Annotated in this window: 24 protein-coding genes and 1 riboswitch; of the genes, 10 read left to right on the forward strand and 14 right to left on the reverse strand. The window is 41.4% G+C overall.

Annotated features, from left to right (window positions below):
* Positions 1-214 precede the first annotated feature (214 nt).
* From ilvM to EXH44_RS08340, 3 genes are all read right to left on the reverse strand, one after another.
* Positions 215-433, reverse strand: a complete 219-nt coding sequence (gene ilvM / locus EXH44_RS08330; RefSeq protein ID WP_162857048.1) for an acetolactate synthase 2 small subunit — start codon at positions 431-433, stop codon at positions 215-217.
* An 11-nt stretch (positions 434-444) separates the two neighbouring features.
* Complete coding sequence (gene ilvG / locus EXH44_RS08335; protein WP_162857049.1) at positions 445-2,103, reverse strand: acetolactate synthase 2 catalytic subunit; 1,659 nt, start codon at positions 2,101-2,103, stop codon at positions 445-447.
* 275 nt (positions 2,104-2,378) lie between these two features.
* Positions 2,379-3,029 carry an IS1595-like element ISHps3 family transposase gene (locus EXH44_RS08340; protein ID WP_162855999.1) on the reverse strand — a complete coding sequence of 217 codons (651 nt, stop codon included), beginning with the start codon at positions 3,027-3,029 and terminating at the stop codon, positions 2,379-2,381.
* A gap of 193 nt (positions 3,030-3,222) precedes the next feature.
* Between EXH44_RS08340 and EXH44_RS08345 the strand changes: the two genes are divergently transcribed.
* Together EXH44_RS08345 and EXH44_RS08350 are read left to right on the forward strand one after the other, a co-directional pair.
* The gene (locus EXH44_RS08345) at positions 3,223-3,690 is read left to right on the forward strand and encodes an FxsA family protein (protein ID WP_162857050.1); all 468 of its coding nucleotides are present in this window, start codon (positions 3,223-3,225) and stop codon (positions 3,688-3,690) included.
* Entirely contained in the window at positions 3,690-4,538 is an 849-nt protein-coding gene (locus tag EXH44_RS08350; RefSeq protein ID WP_162857051.1) for a DMT family transporter, read from the forward strand. The genes EXH44_RS08345 and EXH44_RS08350 overlap by 1 nt, the downstream gene beginning before the upstream one ends.
* 69 nt (positions 4,539-4,607) lie before the next feature.
* On the opposite strand, the gene thiB is transcribed toward EXH44_RS08350, so the two are convergent.
* Positions 4,608-5,588: a thiamine ABC transporter substrate binding subunit gene (thiB, locus tag EXH44_RS08355; protein WP_162857052.1), complete on the reverse strand. Its 981-nt coding sequence runs from the start codon at positions 5,586-5,588 to the stop codon at positions 4,608-4,610.
* Positions 5,589-5,638: 50 nt separating this feature from the next.
* A riboswitch (TPP riboswitch) is annotated at positions 5,639-5,734 on the reverse strand.
* A 112-nt stretch (positions 5,735-5,846) separates the two neighbouring features.
* Here thiB and EXH44_RS08360 point away from each other — a divergent pair.
* Positions 5,847-6,914 carry a PhoH family protein gene (locus EXH44_RS08360; protein ID WP_162857053.1) on the forward strand — a complete coding sequence of 356 codons (1,068 nt, stop codon included), beginning with the start codon at positions 5,847-5,849 and terminating at the stop codon, positions 6,912-6,914.
* Positions 6,911-7,954 (forward strand): Gfo/Idh/MocA family oxidoreductase, encoded by a 1,044-nt coding sequence (locus tag EXH44_RS08365; protein WP_162857054.1) that lies wholly within the window; start codon positions 6,911-6,913, stop codon positions 7,952-7,954. The genes EXH44_RS08360 and EXH44_RS08365 overlap by 4 nt, the downstream gene beginning before the upstream one ends.
* Before the next feature lie 52 nt (positions 7,955-8,006).
* Here EXH44_RS08365 and EXH44_RS08370 read toward each other — a convergent pair whose 3' ends face one another.
* The 4 genes from EXH44_RS08370 to EXH44_RS08385 form a co-directional block, all read right to left on the reverse strand.
* Entirely contained in the window at positions 8,007-9,233 is a 1,227-nt protein-coding gene (locus tag EXH44_RS08370) for a uracil-xanthine permease family protein (protein ID WP_162857055.1), read from the reverse strand.
* Positions 9,234-9,522: 289 nt separating this feature from the next.
* A complete protein-coding gene (locus EXH44_RS08375) occupies positions 9,523-10,266 on the reverse strand; it encodes an EamA family transporter (protein ID WP_244238719.1) in 744 nt (247 codons plus the stop codon).
* Positions 10,267-10,272: 6 nt separating this feature from the next.
* Positions 10,273-11,568 (reverse strand): NCS2 family permease, encoded by a 1,296-nt coding sequence (locus EXH44_RS08380; RefSeq protein ID WP_162857056.1) that lies wholly within the window; start codon positions 11,566-11,568, stop codon positions 10,273-10,275.
* 222 nt (positions 11,569-11,790) lie between these two features.
* Positions 11,791-12,780 (reverse strand): oxidoreductase, encoded by a 990-nt coding sequence (locus EXH44_RS08385; RefSeq protein WP_162857057.1) that lies wholly within the window; start codon positions 12,778-12,780, stop codon positions 11,791-11,793.
* A 70-nt stretch (positions 12,781-12,850) separates the two neighbouring features.
* Here EXH44_RS08385 and ybaK point away from each other — a divergent pair, with 70 nt between their 5' ends.
* The gene (gene ybaK, locus EXH44_RS08390; protein ID WP_162857058.1) at positions 12,851-13,327 is read left to right on the forward strand and encodes a Cys-tRNA(Pro)/Cys-tRNA(Cys) deacylase YbaK; all 477 of its coding nucleotides are present in this window, start codon (positions 12,851-12,853) and stop codon (positions 13,325-13,327) included.
* An 18-nt stretch (positions 13,328-13,345) separates the two neighbouring features.
* On the opposite strand, the gene EXH44_RS08395 is transcribed toward ybaK, so the two are convergent.
* From EXH44_RS08395 to zipA, 3 genes are all read right to left on the reverse strand, one after another.
* A complete protein-coding gene (locus EXH44_RS08395; protein WP_162857059.1) occupies positions 13,346-13,852 on the reverse strand; it encodes a DUF2301 domain-containing membrane protein in 507 nt (168 codons plus the stop codon).
* 1 nt (position 13,853) lies between these two features.
* Positions 13,854-15,872 (reverse strand): NAD-dependent DNA ligase LigA, encoded by a 2,019-nt coding sequence (gene ligA / locus EXH44_RS08400; RefSeq protein ID WP_162857060.1) that lies wholly within the window; start codon positions 15,870-15,872, stop codon positions 13,854-13,856.
* 63 nt (positions 15,873-15,935) lie between these two features.
* Entirely contained in the window at positions 15,936-16,760 is an 825-nt protein-coding gene (gene zipA, locus EXH44_RS08405; RefSeq protein ID WP_162857061.1) for a cell division protein ZipA, read from the reverse strand.
* Between the two features lie 110 nt (positions 16,761-16,870).
* Here zipA and cysZ point away from each other — a divergent pair, with 110 nt between their 5' ends.
* A complete protein-coding gene (cysZ, locus tag EXH44_RS08410; RefSeq protein WP_162857062.1) occupies positions 16,871-17,722 on the forward strand; it encodes a sulfate transporter CysZ in 852 nt (283 codons plus the stop codon).
* 95 nt (positions 17,723-17,817) lie between these two features.
* Here cysZ and prlC read toward each other — a convergent pair whose 3' ends face one another.
* Both prlC and EXH44_RS08420 read right to left on the reverse strand, forming a co-directional pair.
* Complete coding sequence (gene prlC / locus EXH44_RS08415; RefSeq protein ID WP_162857063.1) at positions 17,818-19,851, reverse strand: oligopeptidase A; 2,034 nt, start codon at positions 19,849-19,851, stop codon at positions 17,818-17,820.
* A gap of 209 nt (positions 19,852-20,060) precedes the next feature.
* Positions 20,061-20,282, reverse strand: a complete 222-nt coding sequence (locus tag EXH44_RS08420; RefSeq protein ID WP_162857064.1) for a hypothetical protein — start codon at positions 20,280-20,282, stop codon at positions 20,061-20,063.
* Between the two features lie 229 nt (positions 20,283-20,511).
* On the opposite strand from EXH44_RS08420, the gene EXH44_RS08425 reads away from it, so the two are divergent.
* From EXH44_RS08425 to EXH44_RS08440, 4 genes are all read left to right on the forward strand, one after another.
* A complete protein-coding gene (locus EXH44_RS08425) occupies positions 20,512-21,666 on the forward strand; it encodes a chorismate mutase (RefSeq protein WP_162857065.1) in 1,155 nt (384 codons plus the stop codon).
* A gap of 38 nt (positions 21,667-21,704) precedes the next feature.
* Complete coding sequence (locus EXH44_RS08430; RefSeq protein ID WP_162857559.1) at positions 21,705-22,370, forward strand: pseudouridine synthase; 666 nt, start codon at positions 21,705-21,707, stop codon at positions 22,368-22,370.
* Positions 22,371-22,447: 77 nt separating this feature from the next.
* Entirely contained in the window at positions 22,448-23,464 is a 1,017-nt protein-coding gene (galE, locus tag EXH44_RS08435) for a UDP-glucose 4-epimerase GalE (protein ID WP_162857066.1), read from the forward strand.
* 2 nt (positions 23,465-23,466) lie between these two features.
* Positions 23,467-24,741 (forward strand): AmpG family muropeptide MFS transporter, encoded by a 1,275-nt coding sequence (locus EXH44_RS08440; RefSeq protein ID WP_162857067.1) that lies wholly within the window; start codon positions 23,467-23,469, stop codon positions 24,739-24,741.
* Positions 24,742-24,797: 56 nt separating this feature from the next.
* Here the strand turns inward: EXH44_RS08440 and srmB are convergent, their stop codons facing one another.
* Entirely contained in the window at positions 24,798-26,123 is a 1,326-nt protein-coding gene (gene srmB, locus EXH44_RS08445; RefSeq protein ID WP_162857068.1) for an ATP-dependent RNA helicase SrmB, read from the reverse strand.
* Positions 26,124-26,144: the final 21 nt, after the last annotated feature.

A 26,144-nucleotide genomic window follows, 5' to 3' on the forward strand; every position in this document is an offset into this window, starting at 1 on the left:
GTTGCTCTGCTACGAGAGCTAATTCTGGTATAAAGGCAGGATCAAGGCGTAACCGCTCAACTAAATCTTACTCTGTTCCATCAGAATGTTCTGCTGTTGCAAATGCTAATGTGGTGAGCTGATTAATTTCTTGATGATCGGACAAAGTTTCAGGTCGAATAATCATAACGTTGTGTAAAAATAAAGAAAGGTGGGAATTCCCACCTTCAGATTGTTAATTTAATGAAACCACATCTGGTAATTTCACCAACTGATTAAATAGTAATTCTACCGCTCTTTCACTCTGAACGGTAACATTTAACGTGATTTCCGAACCATGATTTTCTGCATTGAGCGATAGCACTTCAAACCCACGGTGGCGGATTACTCTGAGTAAACGCTCAAGGGTTTCAGGGCGTTTATTAGCTTTGATAACGAATTGATATTGTTGCATTTTTCTTCTCCTTAAACCCCAATGTCTTCATCTAACATATCTGTATTGCACGCATTTGGCGGAACGAGTGGCCACACATTTTCTTCATCTGGGATACAAACGTGCAATAAATATGCTCCTTTGCTGTTGAGTAAGCGGTCTAATGCGGCTGAAACTTCCCCTGCTTTTTCAATGCGTTCTGCTGGAATGTCAAAGGCGTTAGCTAGCATCACAAAGTCTGGGTTATCATCTAAAATGGTTTGACTGTGGCGACCGTGGAAAAAGAGCGATTGCCATTGACGCACCATTCCTAAACGTTGGTTGTCGAGTAACAGAATTTTGACAGGTAAATTACCACGTTTGATTGAGCCGAGTTCTTGAATATTCATCATAAAAGAGCCGTCTCCCGTAATCACAATGGTTGGATCCGTTGGGCGAGCTTTGACCGCACCCACCGCTGCTGGCAGACCAAATCCCATTGTGCCGAACCCAGCAGAAGTGATGTAGTTTTCAGGAGCATAATGTTGCATATGCTGTGCTGACCACATTTGGTGTTGGCCAACGTCAGTAGTAATAATCGCATTTTGAGGTTTGCATTGTGAAAGGGTATGTAACAACGCCCAAGGATCGATTTCGCCTTCGCCTACATTTTCTTGATAGCTGAAGTCAAAATCTGCTTTCAGCTTACGCACATCAGCTCGCCAGCTTTCAATCTCTAACGGTTGGGTAAGTGCGGTCACTGCCTCGATTAAATCTCCTTGCAATGCTACATCAGCTTTGCGTAGCTTGTTGATTTCAGCTACATCAATATCAATATGAATCACTTTGGCGTGCGGAGCAAAGGTGTCAAGTTTACCTGTCACACGGTCGTCAAATCTAGCCCCACAAGCGATGAGTAAATCACATTCTTGTACCGCATAGTTCGCCGCTTTCGTGCCGTGCATACCGATCATTCCCATATAGAGTGGGTGTTGTGGCGGAATGGTTCCTAAGCCTTTCAAGGTAGAAACAGACGGAATATTTGCAATATCTAGGAAAGATCTAACCGCTTGCACGCCATCTGCCATACCAACACCACCGCCAACATAAAGAACAGGGCGTTTTGCTTGAGCTAACAAGGCTTTGGCTTGTGCAAGTGCGGCTGGATTTTGTGTTTTAGCCGCCACTTTTTCATAGACGACAGGGGAAAGTGATGTTGGAGCGAATTGCACATCTTTAGGAATATCGACAAGCACAGGACCAGGGCGACCACTTTGTGCAATTTGGAACGCTTTGGCGATAATTTCAGGTAGTTCATCAATGTTTTGCACGATGAAACTGTGTTTGGTACAAGCAAGGGATAAGCCTAATACATCTGCCTCTTGGAAAGCATCTGTACCGATAAAGGCTGAAGCCACTTGCCCTGTAATTGCTACGATAGGAATAGAATCCATTAAGGCATCGCCTAAGCCTGTAACTAGGTTGGTTGCCCCTGGGCCTGAAGTCGCAATACAAACGCCTGTCTTGCCTGTTGCCCGAGCATAACCGATAGCAGCCATTGCAGCACCTTGCTCGTTACGACAAAGTAGATGATCTAAACCTGAATCGTAAATCGCATCATAGACAGGCATAATTGCCCCACCAGGATAGCCAAAAAGAGAAGTCACTCCGTGAGCTTTCAAACACTCAACGACTAAATTTGCTCCGTTCATAAATTACCTTTTTAATGTTGTGTCGCTATTTAGTTAAGGCTTTTATGTAATAAAAAACCCTCACTAAAACTAGCGAGGGTTTGTGGATCTCATTATACAATTCTAATTGCGAGCCAACTTAACCCTCGCGGCGATAATAATCACCACGAGGTTAATAATAATCAGGCTAACAAGAGAACGTAATGTCATTTTCATTTATCAATAAAAGCTTGAATGGCTATATAAATAGCATATTTTTTGTATAAAACAAATAAATTTGGGGCTGTCCTAGATAACTAACTTAGACTGCCCTTAACTAATTGTTTTAGAATGGAAATTTGAGATTTTAAGTTACTGTGATTAAAACGCCATTCGCATTCCTTCAAATACAACTCAAAATGTGCTTTGGGAATACCGTTAAACTTGCGTAAATGACGTTTAGCTTGGTTCCAAAAATTCTCAATTCCGTTTATATGATTTTGTTTTTCTGCGAAATGAGTACTGTGATTGATACGAAAATGATTAAACTCACTCACATCAAGAACATCATAGCTTCGATAAAAATCGGTGTAAACAATGCTGTCAGGCTTCACCTTTTCTCGAATAATCGGTAAAAGTGTCGCAGATTGAGTATTCGGTACAACGACGGTATACACCTTACCATCACGCTTTAAAAGCCCGAATACAGCGGTTTTACCCACAGCTCCACGACCTCGTTTACCTTTGCGAGTGCCGCCAAAATAGCTTTCATCGGCTTCAATTTCACCTTCAAACATCTCCATATGTGGGCTGTTTTGATAGATAAGCAATCGCAGACGATAGAAGTAATAGGCTGCTGTCGTTTTATTTACATTTACCAACTCAGCCGCTGTTCGAGCAGTGACACCTGCCACAAACAGCTCAATGAGTTTATTTTGTTTATGCTGACTTAGACGACTTTTTCTCATTTGGTTATTTTAACCTAAAATAGAGCTTTTAGTCGTTATCTAGGACAGCCCCATAAATTTTTTATCTCTTTATGAAAAAAAGCAAACGATTAGCTTTAAATAGGCTAAATTTACTTGCGTAGTGGGAGGCTAGGGTTGAAAATGCCCAAATTACCACTATCTAATCAGCCACTAACTTCTATAAGGAATTTCTATGCCATTACTTCTCTTTTTAGCTGGGCTATTTTTATACATCTACATTGAAATCTCTCTATTAGTAAGCGTCGGCTCTGCTATCGGGGTTTTCCCATTGATTTTATTAATGATCACTATTTCAGCGGTCGGTTTATGGTTGGTGAAATTAAGAGGAATAATGACCATAGTGCAGATCCGCCAAGAGATCGCACAAGGAAAGATCCCAGCACAAGCGGTGACGTCTTCGATCTTTTTTGCAATCGCAGGGGTATTGCTGATTATCCCAGGTTTTTTGAGCGATATTTTAGCGTTATTGCTTCTATTGCCGATAACTCGCCAATTGCTACAAGCAATGTTTATGAAACTGTTTGCAAACCGAGTTAAGTTTATGTCTTTTGGCTCAACGCATCAGCGTTCATCACAACATAACACTACATTTGAAGCGGAATTTGAGCGTAAGCAAGATGAAGATAAATGGTTGAAATAATGAATACTTATCAACTTGCGTTATTAAAAGTCCACGGTACGGCAATATTCTTCGGTTTATCGGGCGTTGTCGGCGTACTGATTGAAAGTGGTTCTGATGTACTCGTTTTAGGCAGAGCCATGATTGCCTTTGCTTGTATCTCATTGTTTTTCTTATGGAAAAGGCAATCATTAACAAAGCTCTCTACAAAAGAAAAACTCTCTCAGCTAATTTCAGGTAGTTTACTTGCATTGCATTGGGTCAGTTTTTATTTAGGCGTAAAAATCGGTGGTGTTGCGGTCGGCACGCTCGGTTTTGCTAGTTTCCCTGCGTTTGTTGCCTTGTGTGAAATGATTGTGTTCAAAGAGAAATTACATTTCCGTGAATATATTTTGCTACTGGCGATTTCTGTTGGTTTGATTTTAGTTACCCCTGAATTTGAATTCGGCAACCAAGCAACGCAAGGGCTATTGTGGGGCATTTTCTCGGCAATCAGCTATGCGGTACTTGCGGTGTTAAACCGCCGAAATGCGAGTAAATTATCGGGTATAGAATCTAGTTGGTGGCAATATGTGGCGGTGATTATCGTCTTATTACCATTTTCTGCAACGGCTTTACCGAGTGTGAGCGCAATGGATTGGCTTTGGATAGGTTTTATCGGACTTTTCTGCACGACTTTTGCTTATACCTTGTATGTGTCTAGTTTAAGTGTGATTAACGCTCGAACCGCCGCTATGATTATTTCCCTTGAGCCTGTGTATGCCATTATCGCAGCATGGATTTGGTTCGGTGATGTGCCGACGTTATCCATGATTATTGGCGGTATCTTAATTATCGGCTCTGTCGCTTGGGTGAATTTGAAGAAATAACTAAGCGGTGAGATTTCTGCGGAAATTTGCAAAATTTTCGCCCAAACTCACCGCTTGTCGTTGGTATTTTTAATGACTTACCGCTTTTTGCCACGTGTTTAACCACGCTCTGACTTTTTCTGTCTCAGGTTGGTTAAAGTCTATTGTTTTATAACTCGGCAATGTTTTAAATAAGGGATCAACATCGGTATTAACCACCGGTTTCATCACATTGTGATAAGAGATGATTTTCTGAGCCTCGGGCTGTTGCAAAAAGCGTAAAAATTGGCGAGCAAGCTCAGGTTGTTTGCTGGTTTTGGTCATTGCAGCGACTTCCACTTGTACTAAATGCCCTTCGGCAAAATCCGCTGCGACATATTTATCTGTTTGTTCATGCCATTGATGATACAACGGTGAAGTAGTGTAGCTTAATACCAAATCCGACTCGCCTTTCAAAAATGCACCGTAGGTTTCCGACCATCCTTTCCCAACTGTAACCGTATGTTTAGCTAAGGTTTGCCAAGCGGATTCCGCCTGTTCGCCATAGACTTGATTCACCCAAAACAGTAAACCACGACCGACGGTACTGGTACGAGGGTCTTGATAAATCACTTTCAAATCTTGGCGTTCCACCAATTCTTTTAAGCTTTTCGGCGGATTGCTGACTTTTTCTTTGTTGTAAATGAAGGCATATTCACCAAAATCGTAAGGCAAGAAGGTGCTACTTTGCCATGCAAGCGGTAAGTTATTAGCAGAATTTTGCACATGGTGTTCAACAAATAAGCCTGACTTTTCTGCTTCTGGAATGACAAAATTATCAATACCGAGCATAACATCGGCTTTGGTTTTATTGCCTTCTAAGCGAATGCGGTTAAACATTGTCACCCCGTCTTCAAAAGGCATAAATTTCAAATCACATTGGCATTGTTGCTCAAACATCGTTTCTAACTTACTGGCAGGCCCCCATTCTGATGCAAAAGAATCATAGGTATAAACCGTGAGTGTCGGCTGTTGGGCAAGAGCGCTAGTTGCAACGGTTAACGCAGAAAGGGCAAAAAGATTGAATTTCATGGATGGCTCCTTCTAAAAGTGAAAATAGAAGGATCTAAAACAGGCGGATATAGATTGTCTGTCTCAAATCCCTACGCTGATATTAGTCAGATCAGGTTCTATGGGTATTTCTCAGCCTTTGTTACAAAGCACCCCGATGAGAACAGGCAGGATTTTACTATAATTTAAACAAAAAATCGCTTAAAATGCAGAAATCCGACCATATTACAAGCGGTCTGTTTGCTCAATATTTTGCAAATCCGCAGAAAAGGAACACACTTGAACGAACTGATTTTTACCCTTGAACCGCAAGATAACGCTCGTCTGCAATCGTTATGCGGAGCCTTTGATGAACATCTTGCCTTAATTGAAAAGAGCTTTAACCTGATTATCGCTCGCAATGCTTTCACCTTTACCCTTCAACCTGCCGAAGAGAATCACTATTCCGCTACGTTGCTAAAAAATTCAGCAAAATTAATTCAACAGCTTTACAATGAAACTGCTCCAATTAAAGGCAAAGTAAAAGAGCTAGATTTGGAAGATGTTCATTTAGCGATTCAAGAAAGCCGAATGCTGTTGCAAAATCAGTGGACAAGTTCGGCTCATGAAATTGCCATTAAAACCAAACGTGGAGTAATTAAACCACGTGGAGAGCATCAACAAGCCTATTTGCGCAATATTCTCAGCCATGATATTAGTTTCGGTATCGGACCAGCAGGCACAGGTAAAACCTTTTTAGCCGTGGCAGCTGCGGTGGAATCCCTTGAGCGCCAAGAGATTCGTCGCATTTTGCTCACTCGCCCAGCAGTAGAAGCGGGTGAAAAACTCGGCTTCTTACCGGGGGATTTAGGGCAAAAAATCGAGCCTTATCTTCGTCCGCTTTACGATGCGTTATTTGAAATGTTGGGCTTTGAGAAAGCTCAAAAATTGATGGAGCGAAATGTCATTGAAATCGCACCGCTTGCGTATATGCGTGGACGGACGCTCAATGATGCCTTTATTATTTTGGATGAAAGTCAAAACACTACGACAGAGCAGATGAAGATGTTTTTAACCCGTATCGGCTTTAATTCTAAAGCAGTAATTACGGGCGATGTGACACAAATTGACTTGCCACGTAGCCAAAAATCTGGGTTAAAACATGCGATGGAAGTGTTAAAAGACGTGCCTGAATTGAGTTTTAATTTCTTTGACAGCAAAGATATTGTGCGCCATCCCGTCGTAGCAAAAATCGTCCAAGCGTATGATGTATGGGAAGCTGAAGACGAACAACGCAGAGAACAGCGTAAATTGGAAAAATTAGCCTTGGAACAGCAGAAAATTTTGGAACAAGCGGAGCAACTATGAGCCAAGTGTTGAATGTTGGTATTACTGGTTTTGGCTATTCTAGCCACGTTTTTCATGTGCCGTTTTTGAAAGAAGATCCGCGTTTTCATATTGCCAAAGTGTATGAACGTTCGACAGACAAGGCATTAGCCGTCTTGCCAAATGTGGAGATTGTACGCCAATTTGATGATTTATTGAGTGATGAGATCGATCTCATCATTATTACTACGCCGAACCAAACGCACTATGAGCTGGCAAAGCAAGCCATTTTGGCGGGTAAACATGTCTTGGTTGAAAAGCCGTTGGTGGTAGACGCACAACAAGCCATGGAGCTGAATGAATTGGCTAAACGGCAGAATGTGATCTTATCGGTGTATCAAAACCGCCGTTGGGATAGCGCCATCGCTACAGCAAAACAGATTTTGGCTCAAGACTTACTCGGTGACCCCGTAGATTGTGAAATCCGTTTTGAACGCTATGCTAAAGGCAAAAATGTCAAAGCATGGAAAGAAACAGGCGAAAAAGGTACAGGCTTAGTATATGACTTGGGCGTGCATTTGATCGATGCTTCCCTTTACTTATTCGGCATGCCGAGCGCAGTATTTGCCGATATTCGCTATCAACATGAAGGCGCGTTGAGTGATGACAATTTCACCCTACATCTTTATTACGAGTCAGGCTTAAAAGTGGCGCTTCATGCGTCAAAATATGCTCGTGAAGCCGGTAAGCATTTTGTTTTGCATGGTAAACTGGGTTCTTATGTGAAAGCGAAGCCGGATATTCAAGAAGGCTTGCTTGCAAGCGGTGTGATTCCGCATAAAAATTACAATCGGGAAGCAGAGCAAGATTGGGGCATTTTGCATACGGAGATCGACGGTGAAGTAGTTCGACAGCCGTTTCAGAATACGGAGACGAGTTATCAAGCTTTATACGATAATCTGTATTTGGCAATCACCGAACATCAACCGCTAGCGGTCACTGCCGAACAAGCCACAACGGTGTTATCTATTATTGAAAGAGCCTTTGAAAGTGCTAAATTAGGTCAAAAATTAGCGCTTTAAAAAAACAAAACGCGTGAATAAATTCACGCGTTTTTTCTGTTTTAATGAATAATTACTCTTCTTTATTCGCTTTTTCTTTTGGAAGAATGAGATTCAATAAAATGGCCACAATCGCACATAAGCTGATGCCTTTTAACGAGAACTCGCCTACGTTAATTAACATTCCTCCGATACCGAATGTCATTACCACAGAGACGATACAGAGATTGCGAGCTTCGCTCATATCTACTTTCGCACGAATTAAGGTACTCATACCTACAGCCGCAATAGAACCGAATACTAACATCATAATACCGCCCATCACGACACCAGGAATGGTTTGTAGCAATGCACCGACTTTTCCGCAGAAAGAGATTGCAATAGCCCAACACGCCGCCCACGTCATCACTTTTGGATTGAAGTTTTTCGTTAGCATGACTGCACCAGTTACTTCCGCATAAGTTGTATTTGGTGGACCACCTAGCATTGCCGCAGCAGATGTTGCCACGCCATCACCTAATAATGTGCGGTGTAAACCTGGTTTGCTTAGGAAGTTTTTCCCTGTAACAGAGCTAATCGCCATAATGCCCCCCACGTGTTCTACTGCTGGAGCAAGTGCGATTGGAAGTAAGTAGAGAATCGCTTCAAGTTTGAATTCTGGTGCTGTTAATTTTGGTAAGCTGAACCACGCAGCATCATAAACAGGTTGGAAATTCACTAAGCCAAAGAAAAGTGAAACAATATAACCGACCACGATTGCGAACATAATTGGCACAAGTTTCATCATGCCTTTTGCAAATACAGCAACAATTAATGTCGTGATTAAGGTAATCATGGATACTGTGACTGCCGTAGAATACGGAATATCTGTCCCTTTACCGATTGCCATATCAACCCCAACAGGCGCTAACCCTAAGCCGATAATAATGATGACAGGGCCAACGACTACAGGCGGGAATAATTTATCTAAAATCGCTACACCTTTTATTTTTACTAATGCAGATAATGCAAAATAAATTAATCCGGTAAAGACTAAGCCACCCATTGTGATAGGGATTCCCCATTCTTGAACGCCATATTGAATAGGTGCAATAAACGCAAAAGAAGAAGCAAGGAAAATAGGAACTTGACCTTTGGTGCAGATTTGGAAGATTAAAGTACCGATACCGGCAGTAAGAAGTGCTGTGTTAGGATCTAAGCCAGTAATCAATGGCATGAGAACCAATGCTCCAAATGCAACGAAAAGCATTTGTAAGCCAACGAACGCCTGTTTGGGCGTACTGATATTTTCTGTTGTCATTTTTCAACTCTCTAATAATGTTTGATAGTCGCCAAGCTACAAAGACATAGCTCAGGCGAACATTATATAGAAAACGCAAACGATTGCATAATTTTTTTGTTAGAAAAATTAATTCAGACATCATTTTGGTAAATTTTCAGCAAGATCTGACCGCTTGTTATCCCCATACAACAAGGACGGCAGCAATAACAATCAGAATAAGCCCTGTCATATCTTGAATTTTTAGACGTTCTTTAAAAATAAAGTAGGAAATCAGGAGCATAAAAAAGACTTCGACTTGTCCTAGTGTTTAGACAAAAGCGACATCATTTAAGCTCATGGCATTAAACCAACCAAAAGAACCTAAAAATGAGAAAAAGCTCGTCGCTATAGCAAGTTTAGGACGTTTTAATAGCTTTATTAACGTCTTTCGATCTTTTAACAATAAATAACTCACAAGTAAAATGGCTTCTAAGGTAATGACAGAAAACAGTACCCAAGCCGCAGAGAGTAGATAGTGGCTATTGAGTTGAAGGCTGGCTTCTCTTACCCATAATGATGTTAGTGCAAAACTTAAACCACTTCCAAGACCGATGAGTAATGTTTGCCAAGAAACTTGACGAAAGTGGCTTGCTCCCGTCAGTAAGAAAATGGCTAGACCGCCGATTAATACGCCGATCCAGCCAATAAAACTGATGTGAGTGGAGAAAAATAATACGCCTAAAATGGCGGCTAGAACGGCTTCACTTTTAGCAAGTCCAACACCGATAGCATAATTTTTTAGATGAAAGAGTTTGACCATCAGAGCGGTAGCTAGGATTTGTGCCAGTGAAGCCCCTAAAATATAGCCGTAATAAGCAGGTGTAAAATGTGGAATTTGGTAATCAGGCTGACTTTGATATAAAAAACAAAGATAACCTGTCGCGACGGGAACTGCATACAAAAAGCGGGCAAGCGTGACACCAAGAACCGCAATGTCTTTACTCAGTTGTTTTTGAAAGGCGTTGCGTCCTGCTTGGGCAAATGCTGCCAATAGCGTAAACCAAATCCACATCACGTATTAGCCGACCCAAACAAATTTGGCAATAAAGAGCAGTGAAACCACCGCAACAGCAGGGTTAATCTCTTTTACTCGGCCTGTACAGAGTTTCATAATGCAATAGCTAATGAAACCAAAGGCAATCCCTTCAGTAATCGAATAGGTGAATGGCATCATCGCTGTAGTGATAAATGCAGGTGTCGCTTCGGTTAAGTCATCCCATTTTACTTCAATTAAACTTGAAGCCATTAAAATGCCGACAAATACTAAAGCACCAGCCGTTGCATAAGCAGGCACAACAGCCGCAAGCGGTGAGAAGAAGATCGTTAATAGGAAAAGCACGCCCACCACGACAGCCGTTAAACCTGTGCGTCCACCAACAGAAACCCCAGAACCACTTTCAATATAGGTACTGATCGCTGAGGTTCCCATATAAGAACCTGCCATAGCACTGACGCTATCGACATAGAGTGCTTGTTTCATTTTTGGGAAACGACCTTGTTCATCTGCAATTCCAGCTTTATTCGTAACTGCAATTAATGTACCTGATGAGTCAAATAAGTTAACCAACATAAAGGAAAAGATAATCCCCAGCAATGCGGTATCTAATGCCCCTGCGACATCGACTTGTCCAACAACAGCGTCAAGGCTTGGTGGTGTTGAAATCACGCCTGAGAATTTGACATCAGGATCAAAGATTAACGCTAATGCAGTCACAACAACGATTGAAATTAACACGCCAGAATGAATACCTTTTGCAGCCAGTACCACGATAATAAAGAAGCCTAAAATACCCATTAAGACTTTTGGATCGTGCAATTCACCTAACGCTACTAAGGTAGCAGGATTTGCGACAACAAGCCCCATATTTTTAAAGCCGATTAATGCAATAAATAAGCCGATACCCGCACCAATACCCACACGTAAACCAAGTGGAATGGCTGACATAAACCAGTAGCGAACTTGCAATATCGTGAGAATAAATAGACCGACAGAGCCCCAGAAGATTGCCCCCATTCCAGTCTGCCACGTATAGCCGAGTTTTTGAACGACGACGAATGCAAAAAAAGCATTCAATCCCATTGCAGGGGCGAGTGCGATAGGTAAATTACTAAATAAGCCCATCGCAATAGTACCAAAAGCGGCGATTAAACAGGTGGTCACAAAGACAACTTGGGTATCCATACCAGCCACACCTAAAATAGATGGGTTGACGAAAACGATATAAACCATCGTAAAGAATGTGGTGATCCCTGCCACAATTTCAGTTTTGACATTACTGCCTTTTTCTTTCAATTGAAACAAACGTTCGAGCATAGTGCCTCTTAATAGCATAAAGAATTTCAGGAAATAAGATGGAAATGAAATCGACGAAGGCAACCGACAGTGCTACACGCACAAGAAGATAGGAAGTCTTGGCTATTTCGTTCAGAGTGTAGCCAAAATCTTAGGATTACTCAAGGGATAGAATGTAAAGAGGTAATCGTTTGCGGAGTTGTTGGGCGGATAAAAAAGTGGGCAGATGCCCACTGATTAAACTTATTCGTATGCAAGTACTTCTTTCAACAACTGCACAGCCAAGAACGCTAAGCTAAAACGCTGTTCATCAGCCACTGTCCAGAATTGTAGTGCGTTGTCGTTTTTATTGAGTAGCTGGCTGATCTGTAAGACATTTGCATCTTCATCTTCGCCATTTTTAACTGGGGTAATTACATTATCTGAATTAAATTTTACCCACGCTTGTTGTTGCCACTGTTCACTTAATGCGGTTGCATCTAAAGCATATTCAGATTGAACGCTAATCATCTGCGAAATACCATAGAAAACAGGCACTTGCACGGAATGGAAAGTCACACTAGCGGTTAGATTTGGCAGAACTTTTGCAAGTTGTAACTCAAAGACACGAGAGAACGGCAGATGTTTTTCATCACCTTGCACATTGGCAGGCACAGCATCAAACGCCACGCGTGGTTTTTCATCATCAAGGGGAATACCATTTAACAACTGAGCAGTTTGCCCTGCTAACTCACGCACTTTTTCATCACCAAAATAGGCCGAAGGTAACAGTGATGTAACAAAAATATGTTGAATAGGCTGGTCCAACAACGGTTTTAAGGCAAGTGCTAATTGGCTGATTTGTGGATTTGCTAAAGCAACAATATTTCGCTCACGCACATTGGCGATCATTTCATTGTTTACACTTGGCACAATCACAGGCACATTGCCGATTAATGCAGAAATACCGTAGAGATCTAAAATCACACAGCCTGCTTGCACCGCCTGAGCCAGCAATTCTGCATTTGCCATTTTGCCTGCAAAGAGAACGTGACTAAATTGCGACCACTCGACATCTTCAACAGCGATTTGCTCAACAGCTTTTGCACCAAAACGCAGAGAATGTTCTTCACCAAAACTTTCCAGCTCAATCGCTGAAATTTGTTCAAAATCCAAACTACTTTGCTCTAAGGCTTCTAATAATTTCTCGGCTAATAAAAAATCTGCTGCAATTGCTAAACGAATATTTGCCATTTTGTTTCTCTCTCGTCAAAATAAAGGCTAATTTTACTCTTTTTTGTCGCAATTGCGAAAGGAAAAAACCGTGACACCCGCGATCAATTTATTGAAAAAACAGAAAATAGCCTTTCAACTTCACCCTTATGATCACGATCCGAATAACACCAATTTCGGACAAGAAGCCGTAGATAAATTAGGTTTAAATGCAGATCAAGTTTTTAAAACATTGCTTGTGGCTGAAAATGGCGATCAGAAAAAGCTCGCCGTCATGGTTGTGCCAGTGTCAAAAATGCTCAATTTAAAACGAGCGGCTCAAGCGTTGAATGTCAAAAAAGTGGAAATGGCAGACAAAGAAATTGCACAGAAAACCACAGGCTACTTACTTGGTGGAATTAGCCCATTGGGGCAAAAGAAGCGTTTACCGACCGTCATTGATATATCTGCGGAGCAGTTTGAAACCATTTTTGTCTCTGGCGGTAAACGTGGGTTAGATGTGGAGTTAAATCCGCAAGATTTGGCAAAGTTGCTTGGTGCACAATTTGCGGATATCCAAGAAGGATAAGTAAATATCAGATCAGCTTTAGATCTGATACTTACTCTTATCCCCGATATCAAAATGCAGTGGCATCTTCCATTTCTGAATAGAAAGAAACAGCAGTAATACACCGCAAATTCCGCTTAAGATGAGCGTTAGCAGATGCCATTCAAATATCCAACAGAACCATAACATAGCCAATAACAACGGTTGGAAATTTAAGCCAAAGACCCGAAAGCAGAAATATTCTTTATAGCTAAGTCCGCCAAGTACGAGAAAGACCGCACCTATCGCTAATTCAGTTAAACCGAATATGTGGCAAAGTAAACCGATCCACATCGCAAATTGAAACAAATAGCGAAATTGCTTTAAGTATAGATGCAATGAAGATGCGAGCATTGTGCCTGCAATTAACAAACCAAGTTGGGCGGTATCCGTATAAAACGGAAATAGCCCAAGCATTATAGTTGCCAACACGAAACCTGACCGATATAGAATAACCGTAATATAGTCCCAAACATCCATTGGCGATTGAATATGCGGATCTGCCATTTTATAGCCCTGCTAAATTCACTAAGTCTTGTTCACTCAAAATTTTCACACCTAATTCTTGAGCTTTTGCCAGTTTTGAGCCAGCCTTTTCCCCTGCAATCAAATAATCCGTTTTACTTGATACACTGCCAGATACTTTACAACCCAATTGCTGTAATAAGGCTTTTGCTTGATCACGGGTGAGCTGTGTTAATGTCCCTGTTAGTACCACTGTTTTATCTTTTAATGGATTGTCGGCAATCTCTTGTTGCACCACATCTTGCCACGTCACCCCTTGAGCAACCAGGTCTTCCACTACTTCGACATTATGTGGCTCTTGCCAGAATTGGAATAGGCGGTTTGCCACCACTTCCCCAACATCTTGTACCTGTTTTAGTGTGTCTAAATCCGCTTGGCGAATCGCATCAAGCGTACCAAAGTGATTTGCGAGATTTTGTGCGGTAGATTCGCCGACATCTCGAATACCCAAAGCAAATAAGAAGCGGGCAAGAGTGGTATTTTTTGCCTTTTCGATACTTTGTAGTGCGTTATTGGCAGATTTCTCCCCCATTCGCTCTAAACGCATTAAGGTGGTGTGATCGAGTTTAAATAGATCTGCTGGGGTACGGATCAGCTCACGTTCCATCAGTTGTTCAATCAGTTTTTCACCCACGCCGTCAATATCCATTGCTTTGCGTGAAACGAAATGCTTTAACGCTTCTTTACGTTGGGCTTCACAGAATAATCCGCCTGTACAGCGAGCAACTGCTTCGCCATCAACACGCACTACAGCTGAATTACAAACAGGGCAAGCGGTCGGAAAAGCAATTTTTTTTGCATTATCAGGACGACGTTCGGCCACAACGCCCACAATTTGCGGAATAACATCACCTGCTCGGCGAATAATCACGGTATCACCAATTGCGATCCCTAAACGCTCAATCTCATCACCGTTATGTAAGGTGGCATTGCTCACCGTTACCCCAGCTACAAAGACAGGTTCTAATTTTGCCACTGGGGTAATTGCTCCTGTTCTGCCGACCTGAAATTCAACATCGTTCAGAATCGTCATCTCTTCTTGTGCAGGAAATTTGTAAGCAATCGCCCAACGAGGTGCTTTTGAGATAAAGCCAAGCTGTTCTTGCAGCGCAATCTCATTGACTTTCAACACCGTGCCATCAATGTCGTAACCCAGCGAACTACGTTTGGCTTGGATTTTTTGATAAAACGCAGTCAAGGCTTGAGAACCCGTTGCTAAGGTAATTTCAGTATTGACAGGAATCCCCAAGGTTTTTAACCACTGCAAGCGGTCAAAATGTGTCGTTGGGAGTTCATCATCACTTTCATAAACCCCGATATTATATGCGTTCAACATTAACGGACGTTGGCTAGTGATTTTCGGATCGAGCTGACGAAGTGAACCTGCCGCTGCATTACGTGGGTTAGCAAAGGTCTTCTCACCTTTTGCCAGTGCTTTTTCATTTAACTGCTCAAATCCTTGCTGTGGCATAAAAACTTCACCACGCACTTCTAAACGGTGTGGCGGATTACTACTTTTTAGTTTTAACGGAATATTGCGGATCGTGCGGATATTGGCGGTAATATCTTCCCCTGTTGTTCCGTCGCCACGAGTTGCAGCTTGAGTTAGCACTCCATCAACATACAGAATACTCACCGCTAAGCCATCAAGTTTCGGCTCACAACAAAATTCAATTTGATTACTGTTGATTGCAATACGATCTTCAATACGACGCAAAAAACCTGTGAGGTCATCATCGGAAAAGGCATTGTCCAAAGAAAGCATTGGGATTTCGTGGGTAATTTGAGCAAAACCCTCTAACGGCTTAGCACCAACCCGTTGTGTCGGTGAATCGGACGTAATCAATTCGGGGTGTTGCCATTCCAGATTTTTTAACTCGTTCATCAAGCGATCATATTCTGCATCGGGTACAAGCGGATTATCTAAAACGTGGTAGTGGTATTCATATTCACGCAATTTTTCACGCAAATGTTCAAGTTGAGTTTCAATAGAGTTTGGCATCTGTAAATTTCTCGATAAAAAAGACCGCTTGCAAGCGGTCAGATTTAATATATTTTTTGCAAATTAGGATTTTACACGTAACAGATAATGTTGACGTTTTTCATCATCAAACAGTTGTTGCTGTTCATCTAAAATAAAGCCACCCACAGATTGAGCAAAGCTTTCCACCGTTCTAATCATCAATTTGAGATTTGCAAGATCGTTACCAGCAGAAGGAAGGTGCATAAAGAACACCAAACCTACCGTCGCAAATTGCTCAATTTTAGCTAAATCAAAGACACCTGGTTGCATCATATTCGCCACGCTAAAGAGAACTGGGCTTGCTGGATTATCTAAATGGCGGTGGAAAATTTGATATTCGCCATATAAAAAGCCAAGTGCTTCTAAATTTTGTACCACAACATCACCACGGAATTGAGTACCTTCAGGCGCAACCACATAAAGTGTAACAATGCTCGGTTCTGCCGCCTGTTGCATCTGCTGTGATGCTGATGATTCGTTCAACTGCACTTCAGGCTGTGGCTGTGCTTCAAAAGATGCCTGTTCAAAACCACTTGTTTGATAGCTTGAATCTGGTGCATTTTGCGGTTGATCTTGTAAGCTAATACGAATTTTGCTCACATTTTCTTGCACATCTTGTTGCACTTGTGCTATGTCATGTGCTGGCATATCTTGGTGAGCAGATGTGTGCGTATGCATTCCTTGAGTATTTAAGCTTGCTGGAATATCTGCCGTAATCTCATTATTGATTGGTGCTGAAGGTGGACGAGTAGTAAACGTATTAGAAAAAACGCGTGATTTTTCACGGCGTGCAGACCAAATACTGTATCCAATTAAAACAGCGATTAATACCCCTGCTAAAATAAAGAAAAGAATATGCGTTTCCATTTTGTCCTCTTTAGCTTAAAAAAACGTCAAATTTGAAATTTCGTTCTTGGCGAAATATAGGTGCATAGCTTACCATATTTCTTTTAAAAATTTGAACAGAAAGGTTGATTATGTCTTCACCATTTTCTACGCCTGAGACTCAAATTGGAGCAGGCTTCCATTATTTTATCTATGGCTGGCGTTTAATGTTACAACGTCAGTTAATGCCCTTTATCATTTTTCCCGTCATTATTAATGCGGTATTGATGATTGGATTAATTTGGTTTTTCTTTGCAAATGTGGGGGGATTACTTGATGTTCTCCTACCTTCTTGGCTTGAATGGTTAAGCTTTGTGCTTATTCCACTGATCTTTTTGATGATTCTCGTGGCATTTTATTTTGCCTTTACAACCCTTGCTAATTTTATCGCTGCGCCGTTTAACGCCTTACTTGCTGAAAAAGTTGAACAGCAATTATCGGGTGAAAATTTAACAGAAATGAGCTTTGCGGAGATGCTTAAAGATGTGCCGAGAATGTTAAAACGAGAGTGGCAAAAAATGTGGTATAGCATTCCCCGTCTTATTGCGCTGTTTTTGTTAGGCTTTGTACCAGTTTTAGGTCAAACCGTAGTGCCAGTGTTAGCCTTTATTTTCAGCGCTTGGCTCATTGCGATTCAATACTGTGACTATCCTTTTGATAACCATAAAATCCAATTTCAGCGTATGCGAAATGCATTGGCTCAATATCGAACCATGAATTTCACCTTTGGTGCATTAGTCAGCCTGTTTACGATGCTACCTTTTATTAATTTAGTAGTAATGCCCGTTGCAGTTTGTGGTGCAACGGCAATGTGGGTAAAAGAATACCGTGGTTTCTTCTTAGGAAATCAAACAGGTGAATTTGAAGGCGCTGATTTTACAACAAAAAATCGAAATACGGCTGTTAGTACAGAAGTTCGAAATGGTGATATTGTGAAGAAATAATGAAAAAGGAAGAACATTTGTTGTTCTTCCTTTTTCTTTGACTATTTTGCAAAAAATAGAGAGAAACTGACCGCTTGCGATCAGTTTCTTTTCGATTAATGTCCGATACCTTTATGTCTTAACAACGCATCTAACGTAGGTTTGCGACCACGGAAGCGTTCAAATAGCACCATCGGCTCTTCTGAACCGCCACGGGTTAAGATGTTATCTAGGAAAGACTGACCTACCTCACGATTGAAAATACCTTCCTCTTCAAAGCGTGCAAAGGCATCTGCCGATAATACTTCTGCCCATAAGTAGCTGTAATAGCCTGCGGCATAGCCCCCTGCGAAGATGTGGGAGAAGCTGTGTGGGGTGCGTACGAAGGTCGGCAATTCCACCACAGCGACCTGTGCTTTGACCGCTTTTAGCGTATCTAACACGATATTTTCTTTTGGTTCGCTCATATGTAAGCGGAAATCGAATAAGCCAAATTCTAACTGGCGTAACACAAACATTGCTGCTTGGAAGTTTTTCGCTTTCAGCAACTGGGTCAATTTCTCTTTTGGTAGTGGCTCGCCTGTTTGGTAATGCCCTGAAATAAAGGCAAGGGCATCTTCTTCCCAGCACCAGTTTTCAAGGAATTGACTTGGTAGCTCAACTGCGTCCCACGGCACACCGTTAATCCCTGAAACGTCACCCACATCAATTTCGGTCAGCATATGGTGAATACCGTGCCCAAACTCGTGGAATAGCGTAGTAACTTCATCGTGTGTAAACAGAGCTGGTTTATCGCCAATCGGTTTATTGAAGTTACAGGTTAAGTAGGCAACAGGTTTTTGTAATGAACCGCCCGCTAGACGTTTTTGATTGATACAATCGTCCATCCAAGCACCGCCACGTTTGTTTTCACGGGCATAGAGATCCAAATAGAATGAACCACGCAAGCGGTCAGTTTCATCAAAAATATTGAAAAAACGGACATTCTCGTGATAGCTGTCAAATTCTTTCTGCTCTTCCACTCGCATACCAAAAATGCGTTTCACCAGTTCAAATAAACCGGAAAGAACACGTTCTTCAGGGAAATAAGGACGAAGCTCTTCATCGTTGATTGCATATAGGGCTTGCTTCTGTTTTTCGCTATAAAATGCAATATCCCACGGCTGTAACTCGCTTACGCCATAGCTCTCTTTGGCAAAGGCTTTTAGCTCAGCTAACTCTTTTTTGCCTTGCTCTTTAGAACGATTTGCTAAACCTTCCAAGAAATCAACCACTTGCGTTGGGTTTTCCGCCATTTTGGTTGCAAGGGAAAGATCAGCATAGCTTTCAAAACCGAGTAATTTGGCTAACTCTAAGCGTAACTCAAGGGTTTCCGCCATAATGGCTGAGTTATCCCATTTACCTGCGTTTGGACCTTGATCTGACGCTCGTGTGTTATAGGCTTCATACATTTTTTGGCGAAGCTCACGGTTTTCACAATAGGTCATTACAGGCAAATAGCTTGGAAATTCAAGGGTAAAGCGGTAGCCTGATTTCTCTTTGCTTTGAGCTGAAAGTTTCGCCCCTTCAAGTGCCGACTCTGGCAAACCTTTCAGATCCGCTTCATCTTCAATCACAATATCCCACCCCATTGTCGCATCAAGGACATTGTTGCTAAATTGTGAGCTGAGTTCAGATAAACGAGCAGAAATTTCGCCATAGCGTTTCTGTTTATCTGCCGGCAATGAGATCCCTGATAACTCAAAATCACGCAAGCTGTTTTCAATCGCTTTTTTCTGAGCGAGAGAATAAGTGGCAAACTCAGGGCTGTTTTTCAGTTTGACATAGCCTTGATACAACCCCTGATGTTGCCCAACCCAAGTGCTGTATTCGGATAACATCGGCAAGCACGCTTGATAGGCTTCACGCAATTCAGGGCTATTTTTTACTGCGTTGAGATGCCCAACTGGCGACCACGCACGAGAGAGTTTATCCCCTGTGATCGCTTGCGGTAGGTAGAAGTTTTCCCACGTTGGCGTATCAATTTGAGAAACTTGTTCAATGGTATCACGGCATTGTTGAATTAACTGCTCAATAGCAGGCACAACGTGTTCAGGTTGAATTTGAGAGAATTTAGGTAAACCTGTGTTGTTTAAAAGTGGGTTTGACATTCGATTTCCTCTTTATTTGATAAAAGTGCGACATCTTACCATTTTAGTGATTATTTTCATCAATTCAGCAAATAAAAAAGGATAAGCATCTTTGATGTTATCCTTTATAAAATCGGGTTGCGTTTAATGTTTTGCAATTTTATGGGCCATAAATGCCCATCCAATCATCACGATAGCAAATATCGCTAAGCCAAGAGTTAATCCCATAATCAATCCCCTTCTTTCATCTTTCTTAATTTTCTGCCTGCAATTAATGCACTATAAATACCACAACTGAGCAGAAAAACATTAATAAACTTAATCAACAATGCTTCTTTCCCATAAAGTATAACAGGGATCGCCAGAATGGCAACTTTTGCGATATCTACGGAAAGTTTTGCCCAATCGTCTAAGGTTTCTTGCTCAAAGGGTTTTGTGAAAATATTTAACATAAGCACCTCCTTTTCTCTTATTGTAAAAATCTTCATCAGAGTAACAAGGGGAACTATTTATATTTTCGAATCGCATCGAAAAATAAATAAATGAGACTTTACAACCCATTGAGATTGATTTAGTGATTATTTTCATTAGTTGATTGTGATTTATAGGGGAAGCCGTTAGAATTTATGCTTTATACAAATTGCAAAAAATTAAACACAACTGACCGCTTAGGAAAACGCAATGTCTTTAGATTTATCGGATATTCGACAACAAATCACTCAAATTGACCGTAACTTATTGAAATTATTATCGGAGCGTCATCGACTTGCGTTCGATGTCGTTCGAAGTAAAGAGATCACGAAAAAGCCTCTACGAGATATCGAACGTGAAAAACAACTGTTACAAGAATTGGTGAGTTTTGCTCAAGCGGAGAATTATCAACTTGACCCACAATATGTGACGCAAATCTTCCAACGTATCATTGAAGACTCTGTCTTAACTCAACAGCATTACTTGCAAAATAAACTGAATCAGAATCAAGATAACGTTGCCATTGCATTTTTAGGTATGCGTGGCTCTTATTCTCATCTCGCTTCTCGCCAGTTTATGAAAAACAGTACGGCTTCTTTAGTGGAACTCAGTTGCGAATCTTTTGATTCAGTTTTTGAAAAAGTTCAGCAAGGTGAAGCCGATTATGGCGTATTGCCGTTAGAAAATACCACTTCAGGTTCTATCAATGAAGTTTATGATTTGTTGCAACATACAGACTTAACCCTTGTCGGCGAATTGGCTTATCCTATTAAACATTGTGTTTTAGGCACAAATAATGCGGATTTTGCCCAAGTGGATACCATTTATACCCACCCACAACCTGCACAACAATGTAGTCAATTTATTCAGAGTTTAGATAAAGTGCATATCAAATACTGCGAAAGTAGTTCTCACGCTATGCAGTTAGTCGCTCGTTTAAATAAATCAAATTGCGTTGCGTTAGGTAATGAAGATGGCGGGAAATTGTACGGTTTAAGCGTGTTAAAAAGCGGTATTGCGAATCAAGAAAACAACATTACTCGCTTTATTGTGGTGTCTAAAAAACCTGTCAATGTTTCGCCACAAGTGCAGACTAAAACCTTGTTATTAATGACGACGACTCAACAAGCGGGTGCTTTGGTTGATGCATTAATGGTATTTAAGCAACACGGCATTCGTATGATTAAACTTGAATCTCGGCCTATTTATGGTAAACCGTGGGAAGAGATGTTCTATGTGGAATTAGATGCCAATATTCATAATGAAAATACCCAAAATGCCTTGAAAGAACTTGAAGCAGTAACGAGCTTCTTAAAAGTATTGGGTTGCTATCCAAGTGAAATTATTGAGCCTGTGAAATTATAAAATGAAGATGGACGCTCTGATAGCGTCCTTTTTTGACTATGTTTAAACCGAAATCAACATTACAGAAGCATCCAATCAGACGAACAACCAAACCAACACTCTCTTTTGATGAAACGATGGTGCTGTTGTTCAATAAACCTTACGACGTATTGACCCAATTTACTGACGATCAGAATCGGCAAACCTTGAAAGCCTTTATTCCCATTCCGCAGGTGTATCCAGTTGGACGGTTAGATCGAGATAGTGAAGGTTTATTGTTATTGACAAATAATGGCGAGATTCAGCATCGTTTAGCCAATCCCAAGTTTGAAAAAGAGAAAACCTATTGGGTTCAGATAGAAGGGATTCCGAATGCAAATGATTTGGCAAAACTCACTCAAGGGGTTGAACTAAAAGATGGTTTAACTAAACCCGCCAAAGTTAGAATCATTTCTGAACCTGATTTTGATTGGGCGACAGCCCCCAAAATTCGAGAGCGAAAGTACATTCCGACATCGTGGATTGAGCTGAAAATTACAGAAGGAAAGAACCGTCAGGTTCGCCGAATGACAGCTCATATTGGTTTTCCGACCTTACGTCTTATCCGTGTGGGGATAGGGCAGTTTACATTAGGTACTCTTGGTGCAGGCGAATATCGTGTTTTAGATGATAGGGAGAAATCAGCGTTATTTAAACAGCTCAAATTAACAGAGTACAAGCGGTAAGATGATGTGAATTTTTTGCAAATACTTAAGCAAAAAGAGTAAACTACATCCAAATTTATTTTAAAAAAGGACAGTCTATGGCAATTTTAGTAACAGGCGGAGCTGGTTATATCGGCTCACATACGGTGGTTGAATTATTAAATCAAGGCAAAGAGATTGTGGTATTAGATAACTTATCTAATTCATCTGAAATCTCTTTAGCGCGAGTTAAACAGATTACGGGAAAAACCGTTCGCTTTTATCAAGGCGATATTTTAGACCGTGAAATGTTAGGTCGCATTTTTGCAGAAAATCAGATTGATTCGGTTATCCATTTTGCTGGCTTAAAAGCCGTAGGCGAAAGTGTTCGAGAGCCGTTGCGTTACTACCAAAACAATGTGACAGGTTCCATTGTGCTGGTTGAAGAGATGTTAAAAGCCAATGTCAATACGATTGTATTTAGTTCATCAGCAACGGTTTATGGCGATCCGAAAGAAATTCCGATTACGGAAGCTTGTGAAGTCGGTGGAACAACCAACCCTTATGGCACATCAAAATATATGGTAGAGCGTATCCTAGAAGATACAGCGAAAGCCTTCCCACAATTTAGTGCGGTCGTACTACGCTACTTCAATCCTGTTGGAGCACACGCAAGCGGTCTGATTGGTGAAGATCCTAACGGCATTCCGAATAACTTATTACCTTATATCAGCCAAGTTGCTGTGGGTAAATTGCAACAACTGTCTGTGTTTGGTAGTGATTATGAAACCCACGATGGCACTGGTGTGCGTGATTATATTCACGTTGTCGATCTTGCGATTGGGCATTTGAAAGCCTTAGAAAAACATCAAGATGATGCAGGTTTCCACGTCTATAATTTAGGCACCGGCACGGGCTATTCTGTGTTAGATATGGTGAAAGCCTTTGAGCAAGCAAACGACATTAACGTGCCTTATAAATTGGTTGATCGTCGCCCTGGCGATATTGCGGTCTGTTACTCTAATCCACAAAAAGCCCTTGAGCAGTTAGGCTGGAAAACGCAATACGATTTAACGCAAATGATGAAAGACACTTGGAATTGGCAAAAAAATAATCCGAATGGATATAAGGGGTAAAAATGGGCGAGCAAGTACAGGTTTCTCTCTGGCGGCAAATTTTCAGTTACAAAATGTTGCTCTGCGTTTTTACAGGGTTTACGTCTGGCTTGCCGTTATATTTTATCTATCAATTAATTCCAGCGTGGCTTCGCTCTGAACAGGTAGATTTAAAAACCATTGGTTTTTTTGCTATCGTGGGTTTGCCTTACACTTGGAAATTTTTAGTGGCACCGCTGTTTGACCGCTATTACCCGAATTTCCTTGGTCGCCGCCGTAGCTGGATGTTTTTCACGCAGATAGCTCTATTGGGGTTAATTGCTTGCTTCGGTTTCTTCAATCCAGCACAAGATATTAAGCCCGTAATGATGTTAGCCATTGCTGTTGCCTTCATGTCTGCGGTGCAAGATATTGTGGTTGATGCTTATCGCCGTGAAATTTTGTCTGATGAAGAACTGGGTTTAGGTAACTCTATTCATATTAACGGCTATCGTATTGCTGGGTTAATTCCAGGCGGTTTAGCGTTGATTGTTTCTGACCACTATCCTTGGGAAACGGTCTTTTTGTTTACCGCGCTCTTTATGATCCCTGGGATTATTCTGAGTTTATTCTTAGCGAAAGAGCCAAAAATTTTACAAGATAACCGTAATCTTCCTTTCCACGAAGCCTTTGTGATTCCATTCAAAGAGTTCTTCCAACGTAAAGGTTTATGGGCTGCGGTTGGCACACTCACTTTTATGTTGCTTTATAACTTAGGTGACTCCTTTGCAGCTACCTTACAAAGTGCCTTTATTCTGGATATGGGCTTTAGTCGCACCGATTTAGGTACAGCGGTAAAAATCAACGGACTATGGGCTTCTATTGTGGCTGGTATGGCTGGTGGCGTGCTGATGTTACGTATTGGCGTAAATCGCTCTTTATGGATTTTCGGCGTATTCCAAATGCTCATGTTACTCGGCTTTGCGTGGCTTGCAAGTCACGGTAAGTTTGAAACTATCGGCACTTACGAACGCTTCGCTTTATCTGCGGTTATTATTGGTGAATATATCGGGATTGGTTTAGGCACAGCCTGTTTTGTCGCCTATATTTCTCGTGAAACAAATCCACTTTATACAGCGACACAATTTGCGATTTTCACCAGCTTAACCGCTATTCCAAGTAAATTGATTGGTGCGACATCAGGGGCATTAGCTGAGAGCGTTGGTTTCTACCATTTCTATTGGATCTGCTTCTTCTTAGCGATTCCGGGAATGCTATGCTTGTTTTGGATAGCGCCGTGGAATGAAAAGAAAGTTTAATTGTTAATAAATAATCAGGGGTAAATGTATTTGTATACATTTACCCTCTGAACTTATTAGATACTATCTTTCTCGGATGCTGGCTTTCTACGTTTACCAATATTCTTAGTGTCTTTATGACGGATTTTTACTTTTTTCTTCAAACTCTCTTTTTTCTCTTCTTTCTTTTTCTTAATCCGTGCTTTCTCTTTTTTCGATACCGTATTTACTTCACCATCTTTTGGAGCTTTGGTACGAGGTTCTAAGCCTTCAATAATACGCGGTTTTAACGGCTCTTCCGTATACCGTTTAATTTTGCCAAGTAGTTTGTAATCGTGAGCTTCGACTAATGATACTGCTGAACCTTTCTTGCCTGCACGAGCTGTACGCCCGATACGGTGTAGATAAGTATCCGCACTATATGGAAGGTCAAAGTTAATCACAAAATCGACATCATCAATATCAATCCCACGAGCTGCCACGTCCGTTGCCACTAACACATTTACCACGCCGTCTTTTAAGCGGGCAATCGCTTGATTACGCTGTGTCTGTGCCATTTCGCCTTCCAGATAAGTTGAACGAATACCTCGTTTACGCAAGGTTTCGCTTAGCTCTCGCACACTTTCTCGACGACGAACAAACACAATGCTTCGCTCAATCTCAAATTCACTTATCAAACGGGCAAGTAATTTGGTTTTATGTTCAAGATTATCAGCGTGATAATACCACTGCTGAATTTTCTTACGCTCACGGCGACTTGGCTCTGCATCAATCTGAACGGGATCATTTAAAATGCGTTCAGCAAAATCCACTAACAATTCGCCTTCAAGGGTGGCAGAAAAGAGCCAAGTATATTTACGCCAACGGGTTTCTGCTGCGATTTTTTCGGCATCTTGCCCGAACCCCATTTGCAACATACGATCCGCTTCATCAAAAATTAAAATCTCGACAGAACGGCAGTCAAAATTTTCTTCTTGAATATACTGTTGTAAACGCCCCGGTGTCGCCACCACAAGATCTTGATTAGTGTTAAATACTTCACCGTGGTTTTGATAAGCGACACCGCCCGTAATGGTGGCAATTTTCAAGTTAGTAAATTGTGCCAACTCTTCCGCTTGCTCCGCAACTTGCATCGCCAATTCACGGGTTGGCGTTAAAATTAAAATGCGTGGTGGACCGGGCTTACGGCGAGGGTGATCGAGCAAATGTTGTAACGCAGGCAATAAAAATGCAGCGGTTTTTCCTGTGCCTGTCGGGGCTGAACCCAACACATCTCGCCCTTCCATTGCAGGCGGAATCGTTTCTTGCTGAATAGCAGTTGGGCGTTTATAGCCTTTTTTATCCAATGCTTGTAACAGCTCAGGGCTTAAATCTAATTCTTCAAAGGTTGTTAATTCGTTCATTTTGTTCTCTTTCATATAAAA

It is taken from the genome of Actinobacillus indolicus, assembly GCF_004519515.1.
Lineage (GTDB): Bacteria > Pseudomonadota > Gammaproteobacteria > Enterobacterales > Pasteurellaceae > Glaesserella > Glaesserella indolica_A.